At 69.8% G+C, this 16,676-nt stretch carries 16 protein-coding genes; 15 read left to right on the forward strand and 1 reads right to left on the reverse strand.

What is annotated here, in order from left to right; genetic code table 11:
- The first annotated feature begins 5 nt into the window (after nucleotides 1–5).
- The 15 genes from infC to recN all read left to right on the forward strand — a co-directional run bounded on the left by infC (nucleotide 6) and on the right by recN (nucleotide 15,006).
- Entirely contained in the window at nucleotides 6–569 is a 564-nt protein-coding gene (infC, locus tag KF689_05580) for a translation initiation factor IF-3 (protein MBX3132841.1), read from the forward strand.
- Nucleotides 570–582: 13 nt separating this feature from the next.
- On the forward strand, nucleotides 583–780 hold the full coding sequence (rpmI, locus tag KF689_05585) for a 50S ribosomal protein L35 (protein MBX3132842.1): 198 nt from the start codon (nucleotides 583–585) through the stop codon (nucleotides 778–780).
- Between the two features lie 12 nt (nucleotides 781–792).
- Complete coding sequence (rplT, locus tag KF689_05590) at nucleotides 793–1,158, forward strand: 50S ribosomal protein L20 (protein MBX3132843.1); 366 nt, start codon at nucleotides 793–795, stop codon at nucleotides 1,156–1,158.
- A gap of 145 nt (nucleotides 1,159–1,303) precedes the next feature.
- The gene (pheS, locus tag KF689_05595) at nucleotides 1,304–2,338 is read left to right on the forward strand and encodes a phenylalanine--tRNA ligase subunit alpha (GenBank protein ID MBX3132844.1); all 1,035 of its coding nucleotides are present in this window, start codon (nucleotides 1,304–1,306) and stop codon (nucleotides 2,336–2,338) included.
- Nucleotides 2,339–2,372: 34 nt separating this feature from the next.
- The gene (gene pheT / locus KF689_05600; protein ID MBX3132845.1) at nucleotides 2,373–4,841 is read left to right on the forward strand and encodes a phenylalanine--tRNA ligase subunit beta; all 2,469 of its coding nucleotides are present in this window, start codon (nucleotides 2,373–2,375) and stop codon (nucleotides 4,839–4,841) included.
- Nucleotides 4,819–5,124, forward strand: coding sequence for a hypothetical protein (locus tag KF689_05605; protein ID MBX3132846.1), 306 nt, complete (start codon nucleotides 4,819–4,821; stop codon nucleotides 5,122–5,124). Before pheT ends, KF689_05605 begins: the two co-directional genes overlap by 23 nt.
- Nucleotides 5,121–5,414, forward strand: a complete 294-nt coding sequence (locus tag KF689_05610; protein MBX3132847.1) for a cell division protein ZapA — start codon at nucleotides 5,121–5,123, stop codon at nucleotides 5,412–5,414. The genes KF689_05605 and KF689_05610 overlap by 4 nt, the downstream gene beginning before the upstream one ends.
- Nucleotides 5,415–5,622: 208 nt before the next feature.
- Complete coding sequence (gene rny, locus KF689_05615; GenBank protein ID MBX3132848.1) at nucleotides 5,623–7,212, forward strand: ribonuclease Y; 1,590 nt, start codon at nucleotides 5,623–5,625, stop codon at nucleotides 7,210–7,212.
- Nucleotides 7,202–8,095 (forward strand): bifunctional methylenetetrahydrofolate dehydrogenase/methenyltetrahydrofolate cyclohydrolase FolD, encoded by an 894-nt coding sequence (folD, locus tag KF689_05620; GenBank protein MBX3132849.1) that lies wholly within the window; start codon nucleotides 7,202–7,204, stop codon nucleotides 8,093–8,095. The genes rny and folD overlap by 11 nt, the downstream gene beginning before the upstream one ends.
- A 1-nt stretch (nucleotide 8,096) precedes the next feature.
- Nucleotides 8,097–9,365 carry an exodeoxyribonuclease VII large subunit gene (xseA, locus tag KF689_05625; GenBank protein ID MBX3132850.1) on the forward strand — a complete coding sequence of 423 codons (1,269 nt, stop codon included), beginning with the start codon at nucleotides 8,097–8,099 and terminating at the stop codon, nucleotides 9,363–9,365.
- Nucleotides 9,362–9,565, forward strand: a complete 204-nt coding sequence (gene xseB, locus KF689_05630) for an exodeoxyribonuclease VII small subunit (GenBank protein ID MBX3132851.1) — start codon at nucleotides 9,362–9,364, stop codon at nucleotides 9,563–9,565. The genes xseA and xseB overlap by 4 nt, the downstream gene beginning before the upstream one ends.
- Nucleotides 9,562–10,461, forward strand: a complete 900-nt coding sequence (locus tag KF689_05635) for a polyprenyl synthetase family protein (GenBank protein MBX3132852.1) — start codon at nucleotides 9,562–9,564, stop codon at nucleotides 10,459–10,461. Before xseB ends, KF689_05635 begins: the two co-directional genes overlap by 4 nt.
- 66 nt (nucleotides 10,462–10,527) lie before the next feature.
- Nucleotides 10,528–12,420, forward strand: a complete 1,893-nt coding sequence (dxs, locus tag KF689_05640; protein MBX3132853.1) for a 1-deoxy-D-xylulose-5-phosphate synthase — start codon at nucleotides 10,528–10,530, stop codon at nucleotides 12,418–12,420.
- Between the two features lie 2 nt (nucleotides 12,421–12,422).
- The gene (locus KF689_05645) at nucleotides 12,423–13,283 is read left to right on the forward strand and encodes an NAD(+)/NADH kinase (GenBank protein ID MBX3132854.1); all 861 of its coding nucleotides are present in this window, start codon (nucleotides 12,423–12,425) and stop codon (nucleotides 13,281–13,283) included.
- A gap of 1 nt (nucleotide 13,284) precedes the next feature.
- Nucleotides 13,285–15,006 (forward strand): DNA repair protein RecN, encoded by a 1,722-nt coding sequence (gene recN / locus KF689_05650; GenBank protein ID MBX3132855.1) that lies wholly within the window; start codon nucleotides 13,285–13,287, stop codon nucleotides 15,004–15,006.
- On the opposite strand, the gene KF689_05655 is transcribed toward recN, so the two are convergent.
- Entirely contained in the window at nucleotides 14,982–16,637 is a 1,656-nt protein-coding gene (locus KF689_05655; protein MBX3132856.1) for a hypothetical protein, read from the reverse strand. The genes recN and KF689_05655 overlap by 25 nt on opposite strands.
- Between the last annotated feature and the right edge of the window lie 39 nt (nucleotides 16,638–16,676).

The following is a 16,676-nucleotide window of genomic DNA, read 5'->3' on the forward strand; positions in this document are numbered from 1 at the left end:
TCCGAATGCGGGGTTCGCGTTCTGTTTTCCCCTTCGTCAGGAGTCGTCGTATCCAGGATACCAAAAACCGCGGGCCCCGCATCAATCGGCAAATCCGAATCTCCCCGGTGCGCGTGATCGGCGCCGACGGGGCGCAGTTGGGGGTCCTCGAGGTGGATGTCGCGTTGAAGATGGCCGATGAGGCCGCGCTCGACCTGGTCGAGGTGGCACCGTTGGCTCGGCCCCCGGTGGTCCGGATTATGGACTACGGGAAGTACAAGTTCGAGATGGCCAAGCAGGCGCGGCAGGCGAAGAAGAAGCAGCACGTGATTCAGTTGAAGGAAGTGAAGTACCGTCCCGGCATCGAGAAGCACGACTTCGACACGAAGACCAATCACGCCCGGTCATTCATCGGAGACGGCAACAAAGTGAAGGTGACGTTGATGTTTCGCGGTCGGCAGATCGCGCACCCCGAGCTCGGTATGGCAGTCGTCGAGCGGGTGGCGCAGGCCCTGGCGGATGTCGCCAAGGTCGAGACCCCGGCCAAGCTCGAAGGGAAGGCACTCACCATGATCCTCACGCCGAAGTGAGAAAGGCGGATATATGCCGAAGATGAAGACCCACAAGGGCGCCAAGAAGCGCTTCTCCGTCACGGGGAAGGGCAAGGTGCGCCGGCTCAAGGCGTTCAAGAGCCACATCCTGACCAAGAAGACCTCCAAGCGGAAGCGCAACCTGCGCCGTCCCACGACCGTCGCGACCAACGGCGAAGCGAAGAACCTCAAGCGCCTGCTGCAGGCCTAAGGAGACCCGACTATGCCACGCGTCAAGTCGAATGTGGTGCGCCTTAAGCGCAAGAAGCAGATCCTCAAGCACGCCAAGGGCGCTTTCGGTGGCCGCTCCAAGCTGTGGAAGGCCGCGAAGGAGACCGTCGAGCGCGGGTGGGTGTACGCCTACCGGGATCGCAAGGCCAAGAAGCGCGACTTCCGCAAGCTGTGGATTATGCGCATCAACGCCGCCGCCCGGTTGAACGGGATGACCTACTCGACGTTCATCAGCGGCATCCAGGCCGCCGGCGTCGAAGTCGACCGCAAGATCATGGCCGACCTGGCCGTGCACGATGCGGCCGCGTTCACGGAGCTCGCTGACCGCGCAAAGAAGGCGCTCACGGCGGCGAAGTAGCGGACGGATGACGGATGACGGATGCGGGGGGTGGCCAGCTTGGTCGCCCCCCGGATCGTTTCTAGGCACCGAGGCCCGTCGCTCCGTCCCTGTCCGGCCGTTAGTTTTTTGCTTGCCGCTTCCGTCATCCGTCCTCCGTCCGCTAATGACCCTCCAGGAATTCCTCGCCCGCCTCAGCCAGCTCGAGCGCGAGGCTCCCTCACAGATCGCCGGTGCCGAGTCGAGTGACGCCCTCGCGGCCGTCCGCAACGCGCTCGTCGGCCGGCAGGCGGGCGCCGTGACCGGATTGCTCTCGGCGCTCGCGGAATTGCCCAAGGAGGAGCGACGCGAGGCCGGGGCCAAGGCCAATGCCCTCAAGGTCGCGCTCGAAGAGGCGCTGGACCTGCGCCGCGCGCAGCTCGCGGCCAAGGCGGCGGAATCCGGACCGAAGCTCGACCCCACGATGCCCGCCCGCGATCGCTGGCGCGGGACGGTGCACCCCGTCTCGATGGTCATCGACGAAGTGGCCGAGATCTTCCGCGAGCTCGGCTTCACGATCGCGCTGGGTCCCGAGGCCGAGCACGCCTGGTACAACTTCGGTGCGCTCAACTTCCCGCCCGACCATCCGGCGATGGACCTGCACGACACGCTGTACCTCGGCAGCGAGCAGGTGCTGCGCACGCACACCTCGCCGGTGCAGGTGCGGACGATGCAGCAGTATCCGCCGCCGATCCGCATCCTGGCGCCGGGCAACGTGTACCGCCGCGACTTCTTCGATCCCTCGCACGCGCCGATGTTCGCGCAGATCGAGGGCCTGGTGGTGGACGAAGGTGTGAGCTTCGCCGACCTCAAGGCGACGCTGTCGCACTTCGCGCGCCGCTACTTCGGGCCGCGCACCAAGACGCGCTTCCGCCCGAGCTACTTCCCGTTCACCGAACCCAGCGCCGAGATGGACGTGCAGTGCGGCGTCTGCGGCGGCGACGGCTGCGGCGTGTGCAAGCAGAGCGGCTGGGTGGAGATCCTCGGCTCGGGAATGGTGCATCCGGCGGTGCTCGAGGCCGCCGGGCTCGACAGCGAGCGCTATACCGGCTGGGCCTTCGGGATGGGCCCGGCCCGCACGGCCATCTCGCGGCACGGCATTCCCGACATCCGCATCCTCTACGATTCCGACGTGCGCTTCCTGGAGCAGTTCGGCAAGTGACGATCCTCCGCATCTCGCGCGCGGGAGCGCGCCGGTGAATCTCTCGCATCAGTGGCTGGCGCGCTTCGTCCCGCACGGCAAGACCGCCGAGCAGGTGCGCGACCTCCTCACCGCGCACGTCGCGACGGTGGAGGGCTTCGAGCGCCTGCGCGCCGACCTCGCGCCGATCGTCGTCGCGCAGGTGGTGGCCAGCGAGAAGGTGCCCGACACCAAGCTCAGCTTCAACAAGGTGGATGACGGCTCGGGCGAGTTGCTCGAGGTAATCTGCGGCGCCAACAACGTCGTGGTCGGCAACAAGTACCCCTTCGCGCGCAGCGGCACGACCATCCCCACCGGACTGAAGATCGAGAAGCGCAAGATCCGCGGCTTCACCTCCAACGGGATGCTCTGCTCGGCGGACGAGCTCAAGCTCGGCAGCGACCACGACGGCATCTACACGCTGGACACCGACGCCGCGCCCGGCACGCCCTTCCTGGACGTGCTCGGTCCCGGCGACGTGCGCCTCGTGCTCGACGTGCTGCCCAACCGTCCTGACCTGCTCTCGCACATCGGTGTGGCGCGCGAGCTCTCGGCGCTCACCGGCGTCAAGCTGGCCGGACCGCGCGAGCTGGCCGACCTGCCCGAAGTGCCGAAGGCCGTGGCGATGGGCGCGCAGGAGGCCAGCGGTGGCGGCATCAAGGTGCGCATCGACGACCTCCGCGACTGCGCGCGGTACACTGCGGCGGTCATCTCGGGCGTGACGGTGTGCCCGAGCCCGGTGTGGTTGCGCGAGGCGGTGGAGGCGGCGGGCGGCCGTTCGATCAACAACATCGTCGACGCCACGAACTACATCCTGCACGGCTTCGGCCAGCCGGTGCACGCCTTCGACAAAGCCAAGCTCAAGGGGCAGGCGATCGTCGTGCGCCGCGCGAAGGCGAAGGAGACCTTGGTCACGCTCGACGGCGCGACGCGCACGCTGGACCCTGAGATGCTCGTCATCGCCGACGGTGAGCGTGCCACGGCGTTGGCCGGCGTGATGGGCGGCAAGGACAGCGAGGTCACGGACGCCACGACGGACATCGTGCTCGAGGTGGCGACGTTCAACGCCCAGCGCGTGCGCGCGACGCGGCGCAAGGCGGGGCTCTCGACGGATGCGAGCTATCGCTTCGAGCGCGGCATTGACGACGCGATGCTGCCGCAGGCGCTGGCGCTGGGCGCGGCGCTGATCGCGCACGTCAGCGGCGGGCACGTCGAGGCCTTGCTGGCGGTGGGCCGCGATCCCGAGCCGCGCAAGGCGGTGGCGCTCAAGGTCGCACGCGTGCAGCGCGTGCTCGGTGAGGCCGTCCCGCGCGACGAGTGCGTGGCCTTGCTGGCGTCGATCGGTTTCAGCGTGACGGTGGACGGCGACCTGCTGAAGGCCGTGCCGCCTTCGTGGCGGCACGACGTGTCGCGCGACGTGGACTTGATCGAAGAGATCGCACGGCTGCGCGGCTTCGACCGCCTGCCCGATACGCTCAGCGGCCACCGCCCGGGCACCGTGCCCGACCACCCGATGTGGACGGCCTACCGCCGCGTGCGCGACGTGATGGTCGCCTCCGGCCTGCACGAAGTGCGGCCCCTCCCGTTCACCTCGGGGCGCGGCGAACGCAGCGCGACGGTGAAGCTGGTGCGCGTGCAGAACCCGCTGGCTGAGGACGAGCCGTTCCTGCGCGCGTCGATCCTCGACACGCTGGCGCGGCGCGCCGAGTACAATCTGAACCGGATGCAGGGCAACGTGCGGATCTTCGAGGTGGGCAGCGTCTTTGCCGCCCGTGCCGGCGGGACGCCCACCGAGGAAGTGCGCGCCGCCCTGCTGGTGATGGGCCAGCGCCGTCCGCCGCACTTCACCGAGTCGTCGCCGCCCGCCTTCGACGCTTGGGACGCCAAGGCGCTTGGCCGCCAGCTCGCCGAAGCCGCGTACCCCGGCGCGGAGGTAGACCTTGAGCCCGGTGAAGGGCCGGACCTGTGGCGCATCCTGATCGGAGCGGCCACGGTGGGCCGCGTGGCCAAGCTGAAGCTCGACGCCCCGGTCTGGGCGAGCCCCGCGTGGGGCGTGGAGTTGGTGCTCGGCGAGATGGCCTCAGCGGCGGTGGCGCCTTCGGGCCAGCACGCGCACGGCAACAAGCGGCGCAACAGCGGGGTGGTGTCGGCGGCGGAGGTCGTGCGGCGTGAGCCGCCACGCTACAAGCCCTTGCCGACGCAGCCGGCCTCGGAGTTCGACCTCGCGTTGCTCGTGCCGGATGCGACGCCGGCTGGCGACGTGGAGGAGCTGCTCAAGCGCACGGCCGGCGAGCTGCTCGAGCGCTGCGTGCTGTTCGACGAGTTCCGCGGCAAAGGCGTCCCGGACGGGATGCGCTCGCTGGCCTGGCGCTTGACCTTCCGGCATCCGGAGCGCACGCTCCGGGACAAGGAACTCGAAGGCCGTCGCAGCCAGCTCCTCAAGACCCTGGAGAGCCAACTCGGTGTCCGACCGCGCGCATCCTGATTCGCCGGCTCAGGCGGCCTTCGCCGAGTTGGAACTGCTGGTCCGGAACCTGGGCGAAGAACTCTCGGCCTTCCGGAAGCGCGCGCACGCCGCCGAAGCCCGGCTCAAGGCGCTGGGCGCCAACGCCCCCGGCGACGCCACGGCCGAGGAGCGCGTCTCGGCGCTCGAGGCGGAGAACGCCAAGCTGCGGGCCCGGCTGGACGAAGCGGCAGGCAAGACCAAGGCGATGCTCGACCGGGCGCGCTTCCTGCGGCAACAGCACGTCATCGGAGGGGAGCTATGAGCGTGCATTCGACGCGGGTGCGGATCGTCGGGGAGGAGTACACGATCCGTTCCGAGGTGCCGCCGGACGTGACCCGGGCGATCGCCGAGCACGTGGACGCGGCCATCCGGAAGGTGCTGGAGAACCCCGCCATCACCGACCCCGGCAAGGCGGCCATCCTGGCCGCGATGAGCATCACGGACGAGCTGTTCAAGGAGCGTGCCAAGCAGGCCGAGGTGGCGGAGCGGATGCGCTCGCTGTCCGGGGAGCTGCGGCGCTGGCTACCCCCCGCCAAGCGCGTTGCGATTTAGCGGAGCCGCCCCTAGCTTGCGGGGTGAGTGGGCATAACGGCCCGTAGGTGCAAGTCCGCTCGGAAGTTAGCCCGTCCCAACCCGCCCCCTACGTCGGTGCCGGTTCGGACGGTCCAGCCCCCCGAGATGGACTCGCAACGGCGAGTCGCTGGTGCTCTCCCTCCGGACGCGGCTGCAGGCAGGGCCGCCTTGCGCATACGAGAGACAAATGACCGTGCCGTTGTACGTGACGATCGCCCTGGGCGTGTTGTTGGCCGTCGGGTTGCCGATCGTGTGGGTGCAGGGGAAGAAGTCTGGGCGCGCTGCCGAGGACGCCGCCCGCCGCGCCGCTGGCGAAGCCGCCGACCAAATCGCCAAGAAGATCGTCGCTGAGGCTGAGCGCGAGGCGGATGCCGCCCGCAAGCAGGCCGTCCTCTCCGGCAAGGAAGAGGTGATGAAGGTGCGCGAGGCCTGGGAACAGGAGGCCCGCAACCGGCGCGTCGAGATCGAGAAGGAAGAGAAGCGCGTCGCCGAGCGCGAACAGCAGGCGGACAAGAAGTTCGAGGTGGTCGACGGCAAGGAGAAGGAAGTCGCCCGCCGCGCCTCGGAAGTCGGCCGCCGCGAGAAGCAGCTCGAGGAGCGCCAGGCCGAGCTCGACCAGCTGATCGGCGAGGAACGCCGCCGGTTGGAGCAGTTGGCCGGCCTTTCGGCCAGCGAGGCCAAGGCCGAGCTGATCCGTCGCCTCGAGGAAGAAGCGCAGGCGGATTCCGCCAACCGCATCCGCGAGATCCGCGACAGCGCCAAGCGCAACGCCGACCGCGAGGCCAAGAAGATCGTGGCCCTCGCCGTGCAGCGCATCGCCGCCGAGCACACGGCCGAGATCACCGCCAGCGCCGTGGCGCTGCCGAAGGACGATATGAAGGGCCGCATCATCGGCCGCGAAGGGCGCAACATCCGCGCCTTCGAACTGGCCACGGGCGTGGACGTCATCATCGACGACACGCCGGATACGGTCGTCGTGAGCTGCTTTGACCCGGTGCGCCGCGAAGTCGCGCGCCTGGCGCTGGAAAAGCTGGTCGCCGACGGCCGCATCCACCCGGGCCGCATCGAGGAAGTCGTCGAGAAGGCGAAGAAGGAAGTGGACGCCGGCATCGTCGAGACGGGCGAGCAGGCGGCCTACGAGGTGGGCGTGCACGGCCTGCACCCGGAGCTGATCAAGCTCATCGGCCGGATGAAGTGGCGCACGAGCTATGGCCAGAACATCCTCGGGCACAGCAAGGAAGTGGCCTTCCTCGCCGGGATGATGGCGGCCGAGCTCGGCCTCGACGTGGCGATGGCCAAGCGCGGCGCGCTGCTGCACGACGTGGGCAAGGTGCTCACGCACGAGCACGAGGGCACGCACGTGCAACTGGGCGTGGAGGTGGCGACCAAGTACGGGGAGAACCCGATGGTCATCAACTGCATCGCCGCGCATCACGACGACGTGCCGCACGAGAGCGAGGTGTCGGTGCTGGTGCAGGCGGCCGACGCCATCAGCGGGTCGCGCCCCGGGGCGCGCCGCGAAGCCTTCGAGACCTACGTGAAGCGCCTGGAAGGGCTGGAGAAGATCGCGGCGAGCTACAAGGGCGTGGACCGCGTGTTTGCGATTCAGGCCGGCCGCGAGGTCCGCGTCATCGTGGACCCCGAGAACGTGGACGATGCCCGGATGGATTCACTCACCGAAGAGATCGCGCGCCGCGTCGAGTCCGAGCTGCAGTATCCTGGACAGATCAAGGTCGTGGCGATCCGCGAGAAGAGGAGCACCAACATTGCCCGCTGAACGCATCGATGGCGTCGCCATCGCCGCCAAGGTCCGCGCCAAGGTCGCCGAGGACGCCGCCGCCCTGAAGGCCAAGGGTGTCACGCCAGGCCTCACCGTCGTGCTCGTCGGCGACGATCCGGCTTCCGCCTTTTACGTGGGCGCCAAGGAGAAGGCCTGCAAGGAGGCAGGGATGAACGGCGAGACCATCCGGATGCCGGCGTCCACGCCGGAAGCCGAGCTGCTCGCCGTCATCGACCGCCTCAACGCGGACCCGGCCGTGCACGGCATCCTCGTGCAGATGCCGGTGCCCAAGCATATGGATCCGCAGAAGGTGATCCGCCGCATCAACCCGATGAAGGACGTGGACGGCTTTCATCCGGTGAACGCGGGCAAGGTGCTGATCGGCGACGCTGATGGCTTTGCGCCCTGCACGCCGGCGGGCGTGCAGGTGATGCTGAACGAGGCCGGCGTCGAGACCAGCGGCAAGGAAGCCGTGATCCTCGGCCGCAGCACGATCGTCGGCAAGCCGATGGCGGCGTTGCTCATCCAGAGCGGCAAGGGCGCCGACTGCACGGTGACAGTGTGCCACTCGCGCACCAAGAACCTGGCCGAGCACACGCGCCGTGCGGACATCCTCATCGCGGCGATCGGCAAGCCGGAGATGGTGACGGCCGATATGGTCAAGCCGGGCGCGGTGGTGATCGACGTGGGCATCAATCGCGTCGACGATCCGTCGGCCAAGAAGGGCTACCGCATCGTGGGCGACGTGAAGTTCGACGAAGTCGCCGAGAAGGCCTCGAAGATCACGCCGGTGCCGGGCGGGGTGGGGCCGATGACCATCGCGATGCTGCTGGCCAACACCGTGCGCGCCGCGACGCTCTCGCTCGAGGGCGCGCGCTGACGTGACGCACCCCGGCGCCACCGCCGCGGAGGCCCTGTCCGTCCTCGAGCTCACGAGTGCGGCCAAGGACCTCATCGAGGGCGGGTTTCCGCGCCTGTGGATCCGCGGCGAGGTGTCGGGCTTCAAGAGTTATTCCAGCGGCCACTGGTACTTCACGCTCAAGGACGCCGACGCGTCGGTGAGCGCGGTGGTGTGGAAGGGCGCGTCGTACAAGATCCCCGCCAAGCCGCGCGACGGCGACCAAGTCACGGCCTTTGGCCAGCTCACGGTGTATCCGGCGCGCGGGGCGATGCAGTTCGTGGTTTCGCAGATGCTGGCCGACGGCGAGGGCCTGTGGCAGCGGCAGTTCGACGAGACCAAGAAGAAGCTCGAGGCCGAGGGCTTGTTGGATCCGGCGCGCAAGCGCGCGCTGCCGCGGATGCCGCGCACGGTGGCGGTCATCACCTCCAGCGAGGGTGCAGCGCTGCGCGACGTGATCTCGGTGATCGGGCGCCGGCATCCCGGCGTGCACGTGACCGTGATCCCGGCGCTGGTGCAGGGCGAAGGCTCGGTGGAGTCCATCGTGGCGGCGCTCGAGCGCCTGGGGCGCTGGGTGGCCAGCAATCAGGCCGTGGACGGCATCCCGGTGCCCGACGTGGTGATCGTGGGGCGCGGCGGCGGCTCGCGCGAGGATCTCTGGTCATTCAACGACGAGCGCGTGGCGCGCGCCATCGCGGCCTGCCCGATCCCGACGATCTCGGCCGTGGGCCACGAGACGGACCTGAGCATCGCCGACTTGGTGGCCGACCTGCGCGCGGCCACGCCGTCGGTGGCGGCCGAGCACGCGGTGCCGCTGCTCGCCGAGTTGCGCGACCTGGTGCAGCAGTTGGCCGGGATGATGGCCGACGGGCTGCAGGACCGCGTGGAAGTCGGGCGGCGCGAGCTGCAGCGGTGCGGCGAGGGGCTGGCGCAGCGCGCGCAGTTGGTGAGCGAGCGCCGGCGAGCCCGCACCGAACGCATCGCGCAGCGCCTGGCGCAGGCGGCGCCGCGGGCGGTGGAACGTCGCCGCGCCGCGCTCGCGCGGCTGGGCGCGGGGCTCGAGGCACGCTCGCCGCTGGCGGTGTTCCAGCGGGGATTCGCCGTCGCCCGCGACGATTCGGGTGCAACTCTCGCGACCCGTGCCGCGTTCGTCCCCGGACGAGCCTTTGAACTGCTGGTGCAGGACGGCCGCATCCGTGCGACGACGGACGCGGTGCACGCCGATGCCCCCCATCTGCGGACGGACCCGTGACCTTCGAACAATCCCTCGCGCGGCTTGAGCAGATTGCCGCCGCGCTCGACCGCGACGACCTGCCGCTCGAAGACGCGCTCAAGCTCTTCGAGGAGGGCATCACGCGCCTGCGGGAGGCCAGCGCAGCGCTGGCCGACGCCGAGGGCAAGGTGCGCACCTTGATCGAACAGGCCGACGGCGTGTTCGGGACCAAGGAATGAGCGCTGGTGTCACCCCGATCGACTTCGCCTCCGACCGTGCCGCGGTGGCGCGGGCGTTGGAGGCGTTGGCCGCACGGTACCTTGGCGGCAAGGACGGCGCCGTCGCCGATGCCATCCGCTACGCCTTGCAGGGCGAGGGCAAGCGCCTGCGCGCGGTCTTGGTGATGGCCTCGCACCGCGCCGCGGGCGGGACGCTCGACGTGAGCGGCCTCGCCGCGGCCATCGAGGTGGTGCACGCGTACTCGCTGGTGCACGACGACCTGCCGTGTATGGACGACGACGATAGGCGTCGCGGCCGCCCGACGGTGCACAAGGTCTTCGGCGTTCCTGCCGCCACCTGCGCCGGGATGGCGATGGTGCCGCTGGCGGCGCGCGCGGCGATGGACGCCGCGATGGCCATCGGCCTGCGGCCCGAGCAGGGCGGTGAGATCGTGCGGGTGCTGATGCGCGCCTCTGGGGCCACCGGGATGATCGGCGGCCAACTGCTGGACCTCGAGGGTGAGGGCAGCGCGCTGGACCTGGCCCAATTGGAGCGCATTCACCGCTCCAAGACCGGCGCCCTCATCCAAGCTGCGATGACCATCGGCGGCGTGGCGGCCGGCGCATCGCGGGCGCTGCTCGGTGTCTTCGCCACCTATGGGGCGTCGGTGGGCCTGGCGTTCCAGATCGCCGACGACGTCCTCGACATCACGGCCACCACCGACCAGCTGGGCAAGACGGCCGGCAAGGACGTGGCCTACCAGAAGAGCACCTACCCGGCGCTCCTCGGCGTGGCGGGAGCCAAGGCGAGGGCGGAGGCGTTGGTCCAGGAGGCCTGCAAGGGCCTGCAGGACCACGGCGCCCTGACGCCCGAGCTGGAGTTCCTCGCCCGCTTCATCGTCGCCCGACGCTCCTGACACTGGCGCCACACTCGGCGACAGCCCAACCTACGGCACCCCCATTTCCTCCGTCCTCGTTCCACTATGAGCCTTCTGGACCGCGTGCAGGACCCCGCTGACCTCCGGCGGATGACCCCTGCGGAACTCACGACGCTCGCGCAGGAATTGCGCGAGTTCCTGATTTCGACCTGCTCGGTCACGGGCGGGCACATCGGGGCGGGGCTGGGCGTCGTCGAACTCACCATCGCGCTGCACACCGCCTTCAACACGCCGGACGACAAGCTGGTCTGGGACGTGGGGCACCAAGGCTACCCGCACAAGGTGCTGACCGGTCGCAAGGACCGGATGCACACGCTGCGTCAGGAGGGCGGGCTCTCCGGCTTCCTCAAGCGCAGCGAGAGCGAGTACGACACCTTCGGCGCCGGCCACGCGGCCACGTCGATCTCGGCCGCGCTCGGGATGGCCGCCGCGCGCGACCTCAAGGGCGGTGAGAACAAGGTCGTCGCCGTCATCGGCGACGGCTCGCTGGGGTCGGGGCTGGCCTACGAGGCCCTCAACAATGCCGGGCACTCGGACCGCGACTTCGTGGTCGTGCTCAACGACAACGAGATGAGCATCGCGCCCAACGTCGGCGCGATGCACAAGTACCTGACGCAGGTGCAGCGCAACCCGATCTACAACCGTCTGCGCAGCAAGATCGGCGACATCGTGGACCACGCGCCGGGTCCGTTCAAGGACGCCGGTTCGCTGCTGCGCCGTTGGGAAGAGTCGGTGAAGGCCTTCCTCACGCCGGGCGTGCTCTTCGAGGAACTCGGCTTCCGCTACTTCGGGCCCATCGACGGCCACGACATCCCGCAGCTGATCGAGACCTTCAAGGCGGTGCGCGAGTTCAAGGGCCCGCGCCTCGTGCACGTGATCACCAGCAAGGGCAAGGGATTCCCGGCAGGTGAGCACGGCGAGAAGTGGCACGCGCTGCCGCCCGGCCACGACCCGCAGACGGGCAAGCAGCTGAAGGCGGCCGCCGGCAATCCGAACTACACGGCCGTCTACGGCAAGGCGCTGAGCGAGCTCTTCGAGGAGTATCCCTCGGCCATCGCCATCACGGCGGCGATGCCCAGCGGCACTGGCACCGGCACGGTGGCCAAGGCGCACCCGACGAGGTTCTTTGACGTCGGCATCGCCGAGGGCCACGGCGTGACCTTCGCCGCCGGGATGGCGGCCGAGGGCATCAAGCCGGTGGTCACCATCTATTCGACGTTCCTGCAGCGCGGCTACGACAACATCATCCACGACGTGGCGATTCAGTCGCTGCCGGTGATGTTCTGTATGGACCGCGCCGGTCTCGTCGGTGAGGACGGCGAGACGCACGCCGGGCTGTATGACATCGCGTATATGCTGGCGGTGCCGCATATGGTGGTGACGGCACCGAAGGACGGCACCGAGTTCGTCTCGCTGCTGCGCAGCGGCCTCGCGCACACGGACGGTCCGTTCTGCGTGCGCTACCCGCGCGACGTCTCGCCGGACGTGCCGGTGCACGCTCGCGAGATCCCGGCGGCGCCGCTGGGGACCTGGGAAGTGCTCCGCAAGGGCGAGGAGTTCGCCATCCTTGCTGTCGGCACGATGGTGCAGGAGTCACTCAAGGCCGCTGAGACGCTGGCCGCCGAGGGCTTGTCGGTCAGCGTGGTCAACTGCCGCTACCTCAAGCCCTACGACCGCACCACGCTCACGGCGCTGCTCGCCACGCACCAGCAATTGCTGGTGGTGGAGGAGGGCACGGTGGTGAACGGCTTCGGCGCGTATATGGCATCGGTCGTGAGCGCGATGGATCCGTCGGTGCGCGTGCACGCGCACGGCGTGCCGGACCGCATCATCTACGCGGCCTCGCGCGCCAAGCAGTTGGCGCAGGTGGGGCTGGACGCCGCGGGCATCGCGGCGCGCGTGCGCGCGCTGCACGAATCCGGCGCGCTGGCGGGGTGACGATGCGACTCGGCGTCGTCGGGCATCGGGACTACGAGGGACTCGATACCATCCTCGGGTTCCTCGCCCGCGAGGCGTCGTCGCAGGGATTCACGTTGGCCTACGAGGCCGACCTCGCGGCGCTGGCACCGAAGGGCGCCCGGCTCGGGCACCCGAGCCAGGTCGACGCGCTCATCACGCTCGGCGGCGACGGCACGCTGATCCGCGCCGCGCGCTTCCTGGGCGGCGCGGCGGTGCCGATCTTCGGCGTCAACCTGGGCAAGCTCGGCTTCCTCACCACCTGCCAAGCCGAGGAGTTCCCCGACCAGTTCCTGCGCTTCCTGCGCGGGGAGCACAACGTGCAGCGCCGGATGGCGCTCGAGGCGCGCACCTGGACGCCCGACGGCAAGCTCGGGATCCAACTGCGCGCACTCAACGACGTAGTCGTGCACAAGGCGGGCTACGCGCGCGTCCTGCGGATGCGCCTCTCCGCCGACGACCAACCGATCGCGCGCCTCGCGGCCGACGGCATCGTCATCGCGACGCCGACGGGATCCACCGCGTACTCGCTCTCGGCCGGTGGGCCGGTGGTCGTGCCGACGATCGATTCGCTGCTCCTCACGCCGGTGGCGGCGCACACGCTGGCCATCCGCCCCACCATCCTGCCACCGGAAGTCACGGTGCACGTGGCGATGGAGGACGAGGACGACGAAGTGCTGCTCACGGCCGACGGCCAGGTCGGCATCGCCATTCCGCCGGGGCAGCGCCTCACCGTCGCGCGGAGCCGTCACCCGGTGCTGCTCGTGCGCTTCAGCGACGTCACGTTCTTCACGCGCCTGCGCAACAAGCTCGGGTGGGGCGGCGGCCCGCTCCGCGACGCCTGACGTGCTCACCGAACTGCGGATCCGCAACCTCGCCATCATCGAGGCGGTGACGCTACCCCTCGCGCCGGGCTTCAACGTGCTCAGCGGCGAGACCGGAGCGGGCAAGAGCATCATCGTCGGCGCGCTGGGCCTGCTCATCGGTGAGCGCGCCTCGAGCGACCTCGTGCGCAGCGGGGCGGAGAAGGCCACCGTCGAAGGCGTCTTCGACCTGCACGACCGCAGGGACCTGCTCGCGATGCTCGACGCGCGCGGCGTGGAATGCGAGGATGGCATCCTCGTGCTGAAGCGCGAGGTGGCCGCAGGCGCAGGCCGCGCCCGCGCGTGGGTGAACGGTTCGCCGGTCACGGCAGGCGTGCTGGCGGACGTCGGCCGCGCTCTGGTGAATCTGCACGGGCAGCACGAGGCGCAGGCCCTGCTCGAAGCCGACGCGCAGCGCCACATCCTCGATGCCTTCGGCGAGTCCGAGCGCGAAGTGGCTGCCGTGGCGGACGCCTGGCGCGACGCCGAGCAGGCGCGCCAGGCGGTGGACTCGCTGCGCGCGCGGCGTGACGAAGCCACCAAGCGTGCCGACTGGCTGGCGCACGTGGCCAAGGACATCGGCGAGGCCCAGTTGCAGGACGGCGAGACGGAGCGCCTCGACGACGAAGCGCGCCGCCTCACGCACGCCGAGGAGCTGCAGCAGCTGGTGGCCGAGCTGACGACTACGCTTGATAGTGACGGCGTCGCGATGCAGGCCCTCGGTCACCTGCAGAAGCCGCTGGCTGCGCTGCAGAAGATCGACCCCGGCACGGCGCGCCTGCAGGAACTCTACGACAACGCCTGGTACGCGCTCGAGGAACTGGCGCGCGAGGCCGAGGCCTACGCCGGTGGCGTGGAGCACGACCCGGCGCGGCTCGATGAAGTCGAGCGGCGCCGCGACTTGCTGTTCCGGCTGATGAAGAAGTACGGCGGCTCGCTGGAGGCCGTGCTGCGCACCGGACGCGAGGCGCGTACGGAGCTCGACCTGCTCGACACCGCATCGCTGGACCTGCGCGGCCTCGAGCAGCGGGTGACCGACGCGGAGGCGGCGCTGCAGCGCGCGTCGGCCGCACTCTCGGCAAAGCGCAAGAAGGCGGCCGAGGCGCTGGCGAAGGCGGTGGAGGCGCGGCTGCCCGACCTCGGGATGCCAGACGGCCGCTTCAGCGTGCAGCTTACGACGCGAGCCGAACCCGGGTCGCACGGGGCGGAGGACGTGGAGTTCCGCGTTGCGCTCAACCTGGGGCACGAGGCGCGCCCGCTGGCGCGCGTGGCGTCAGGCGGCGAGCTCGCCCGCGTGATGCTGGCGCTCAAGACCATCCTCGCGCGGCTCGACAACGTGCCGACGCTGATCTTCGACGAAGTGGACGCCGGCATCGGCGGGCGCACGGGCTTGATGGTCGGCGACGCGATGCGCGACGTGGCAGCGCACCATCAAGTCTTCGCCATCACCCACCTGCCGCAGATCGCGGCGCGGGCGCACCATCACATCGTCGTGCAGAAGGCCGCCAAGGGTGGCGTGACCACATCCGACGTGGGCGTGGTGGTGGAAGCGGCGCGTGTGGATGAAGTCGCGCGGATGCTCGGCGGCGATGCCGAGAGCGTGACGAGCCGCGAGCACGCGCGGGAATTGCTGGCCGTGGCCGCCGCCACCGGCTCCGCGCGCCCGGCGCGCGCGGCCGCTCAGCGCCCGAAGAGACGCGTGTAGAAACGCAGGGCGACGCGGTCTTCCCAACGCCGCGGCACGATGCCGCGCGTCGATCCGACCGACTGCTCGTGCGTGTACACCAGCTCCAGCGGCAGGCGTGCCCGTCCGCGTGACTCGGCGCCGAGCGTCGTGTACACCACGTGCCAGGCCCAGCGATGCTCGTTGCTGTTGCTCGGCGTCTGCATCGCGCCGTCGCCGCTGGGCACGGTGAGGCCGGCGGGGGCCACCAGCGAGGAACCGATCGCCCGCACCTCGTCCTCACCGCGGGTGCGGAAGCGCCACTCGCCGCCGAAGGTGAAGTAGTCGTTGAGCCGGTAGCGAGGTGCCAGACGCAGCTCCAGCATACTCGCCGGCGTGATCCGCACCGGAAGTTGGCGCTGCACCGGGATCAGGTCGTCCCCTTGGCGCGTCGGGATGCGGAGGACGCGCTCGTGCGCCGCGCCGAGCGCCCAGGCGACGGTCACGGTGGCCCAGAAGCGATCGTTCAGCAGCACGTCCGTGTAGGAGTGCAGCGCGATGGCGTCGTGCCCGCTGCCCGTGCCGAGATCGATTAAATTGTCCGGCAGGTCGAAGTTGCCGCCGCCGAGCCGATAGGTGACCGCGACGCTCTGGCGGAAGCCCAATCCGCTGATGGCTCGGCGCGCCGAGTCGCTCGGGTACGCGTCGAAGAGCGTGAGCGTCAGTCCGACATCTACGTCCCCAAGATCCTGCCGCGCCGCGCGCGTGAGCGGCCGTGCCGCGAAGCCGTCGCCCTCTTCTGCTGCCAGCAGGCGAGCGAGTTCGCCCGCCGTCACCGGCGTCTGCGCGCCCAGCGGCAGTCCCGTGGACGCGGTCACGTCGTTCACGCCCCAACGCGTGAAGTCAGTGCGCAATCCGTCACCGATACCGACGAACAGCGCTTCGAGGCCCGAGCCCGCAATCGGTACGTAGCGCTGGCCTTCGCCGAGCCCGTCGGCGCCGTAGATGTTGGTGAGCGCCGTGGCGAACTGCGCGCCGCGCTGGATGGCGGCGTCCACCAGCGCCGCCTCGGCGTTGATCGTCGCGCACTCGGGGAAGGCGCCGGGATCCCCGGCGCAGGCGTCGCGGCGTGATGTCAGCGAGGCGACGGCGTTCTGGTAGGCATCCACGACGGCGCGATTGCCGACGGCCACGCCGCTGCCGGTGAGCGTGGGATTGAGGCCTGCGGTCGCGCCTTCCGGGTTGAGCCGTAGCAGGGCCTCGGTCCGCGCGCGCACGAACGGCGCCTGCACGCGCAGCGCGAGGCGGTCCGTGACGCCGTACTCAAAACCCAGACGCGTGAAGGCCAGTCGCTGGCGCAGGTCCACCTTCGTTGACCCGAGGCTGGGCGTGAGGTTCGTGCTCACGAGCCCGCCGACCAGCCCGTTGAGTGCGCCGAGCGCGATCACGTTATTGGGCCCCAGCGGTACGGAGAGCCCCGCGCCGAGTTCCTGGGCTGCACCGTCGGCCCAGCGACCGCGCAGCAGCACGTTCTCGCCGCTGACGGTGGTCCGGAGCACGCCGCGGCGCGGAGTGGTGGCGTCCTGGCCTGCGCCGAGCACGTGTTGGGCTCCGGCGAGTCGGGGCGGGAGCGTGCTGGCGGCGAGGGCCGCGGCGAGAATAAGTAAGCGCATATGCGAGAGGTCGGGTAATTTACCCCGCGACCCCCAGAA

This window comes from Gemmatimonadaceae bacterium, assembly GCA_019637355.1.
Taxonomy (GTDB): Bacteria; Gemmatimonadota; Gemmatimonadetes; order Gemmatimonadales; family Gemmatimonadaceae; genus Pseudogemmatithrix.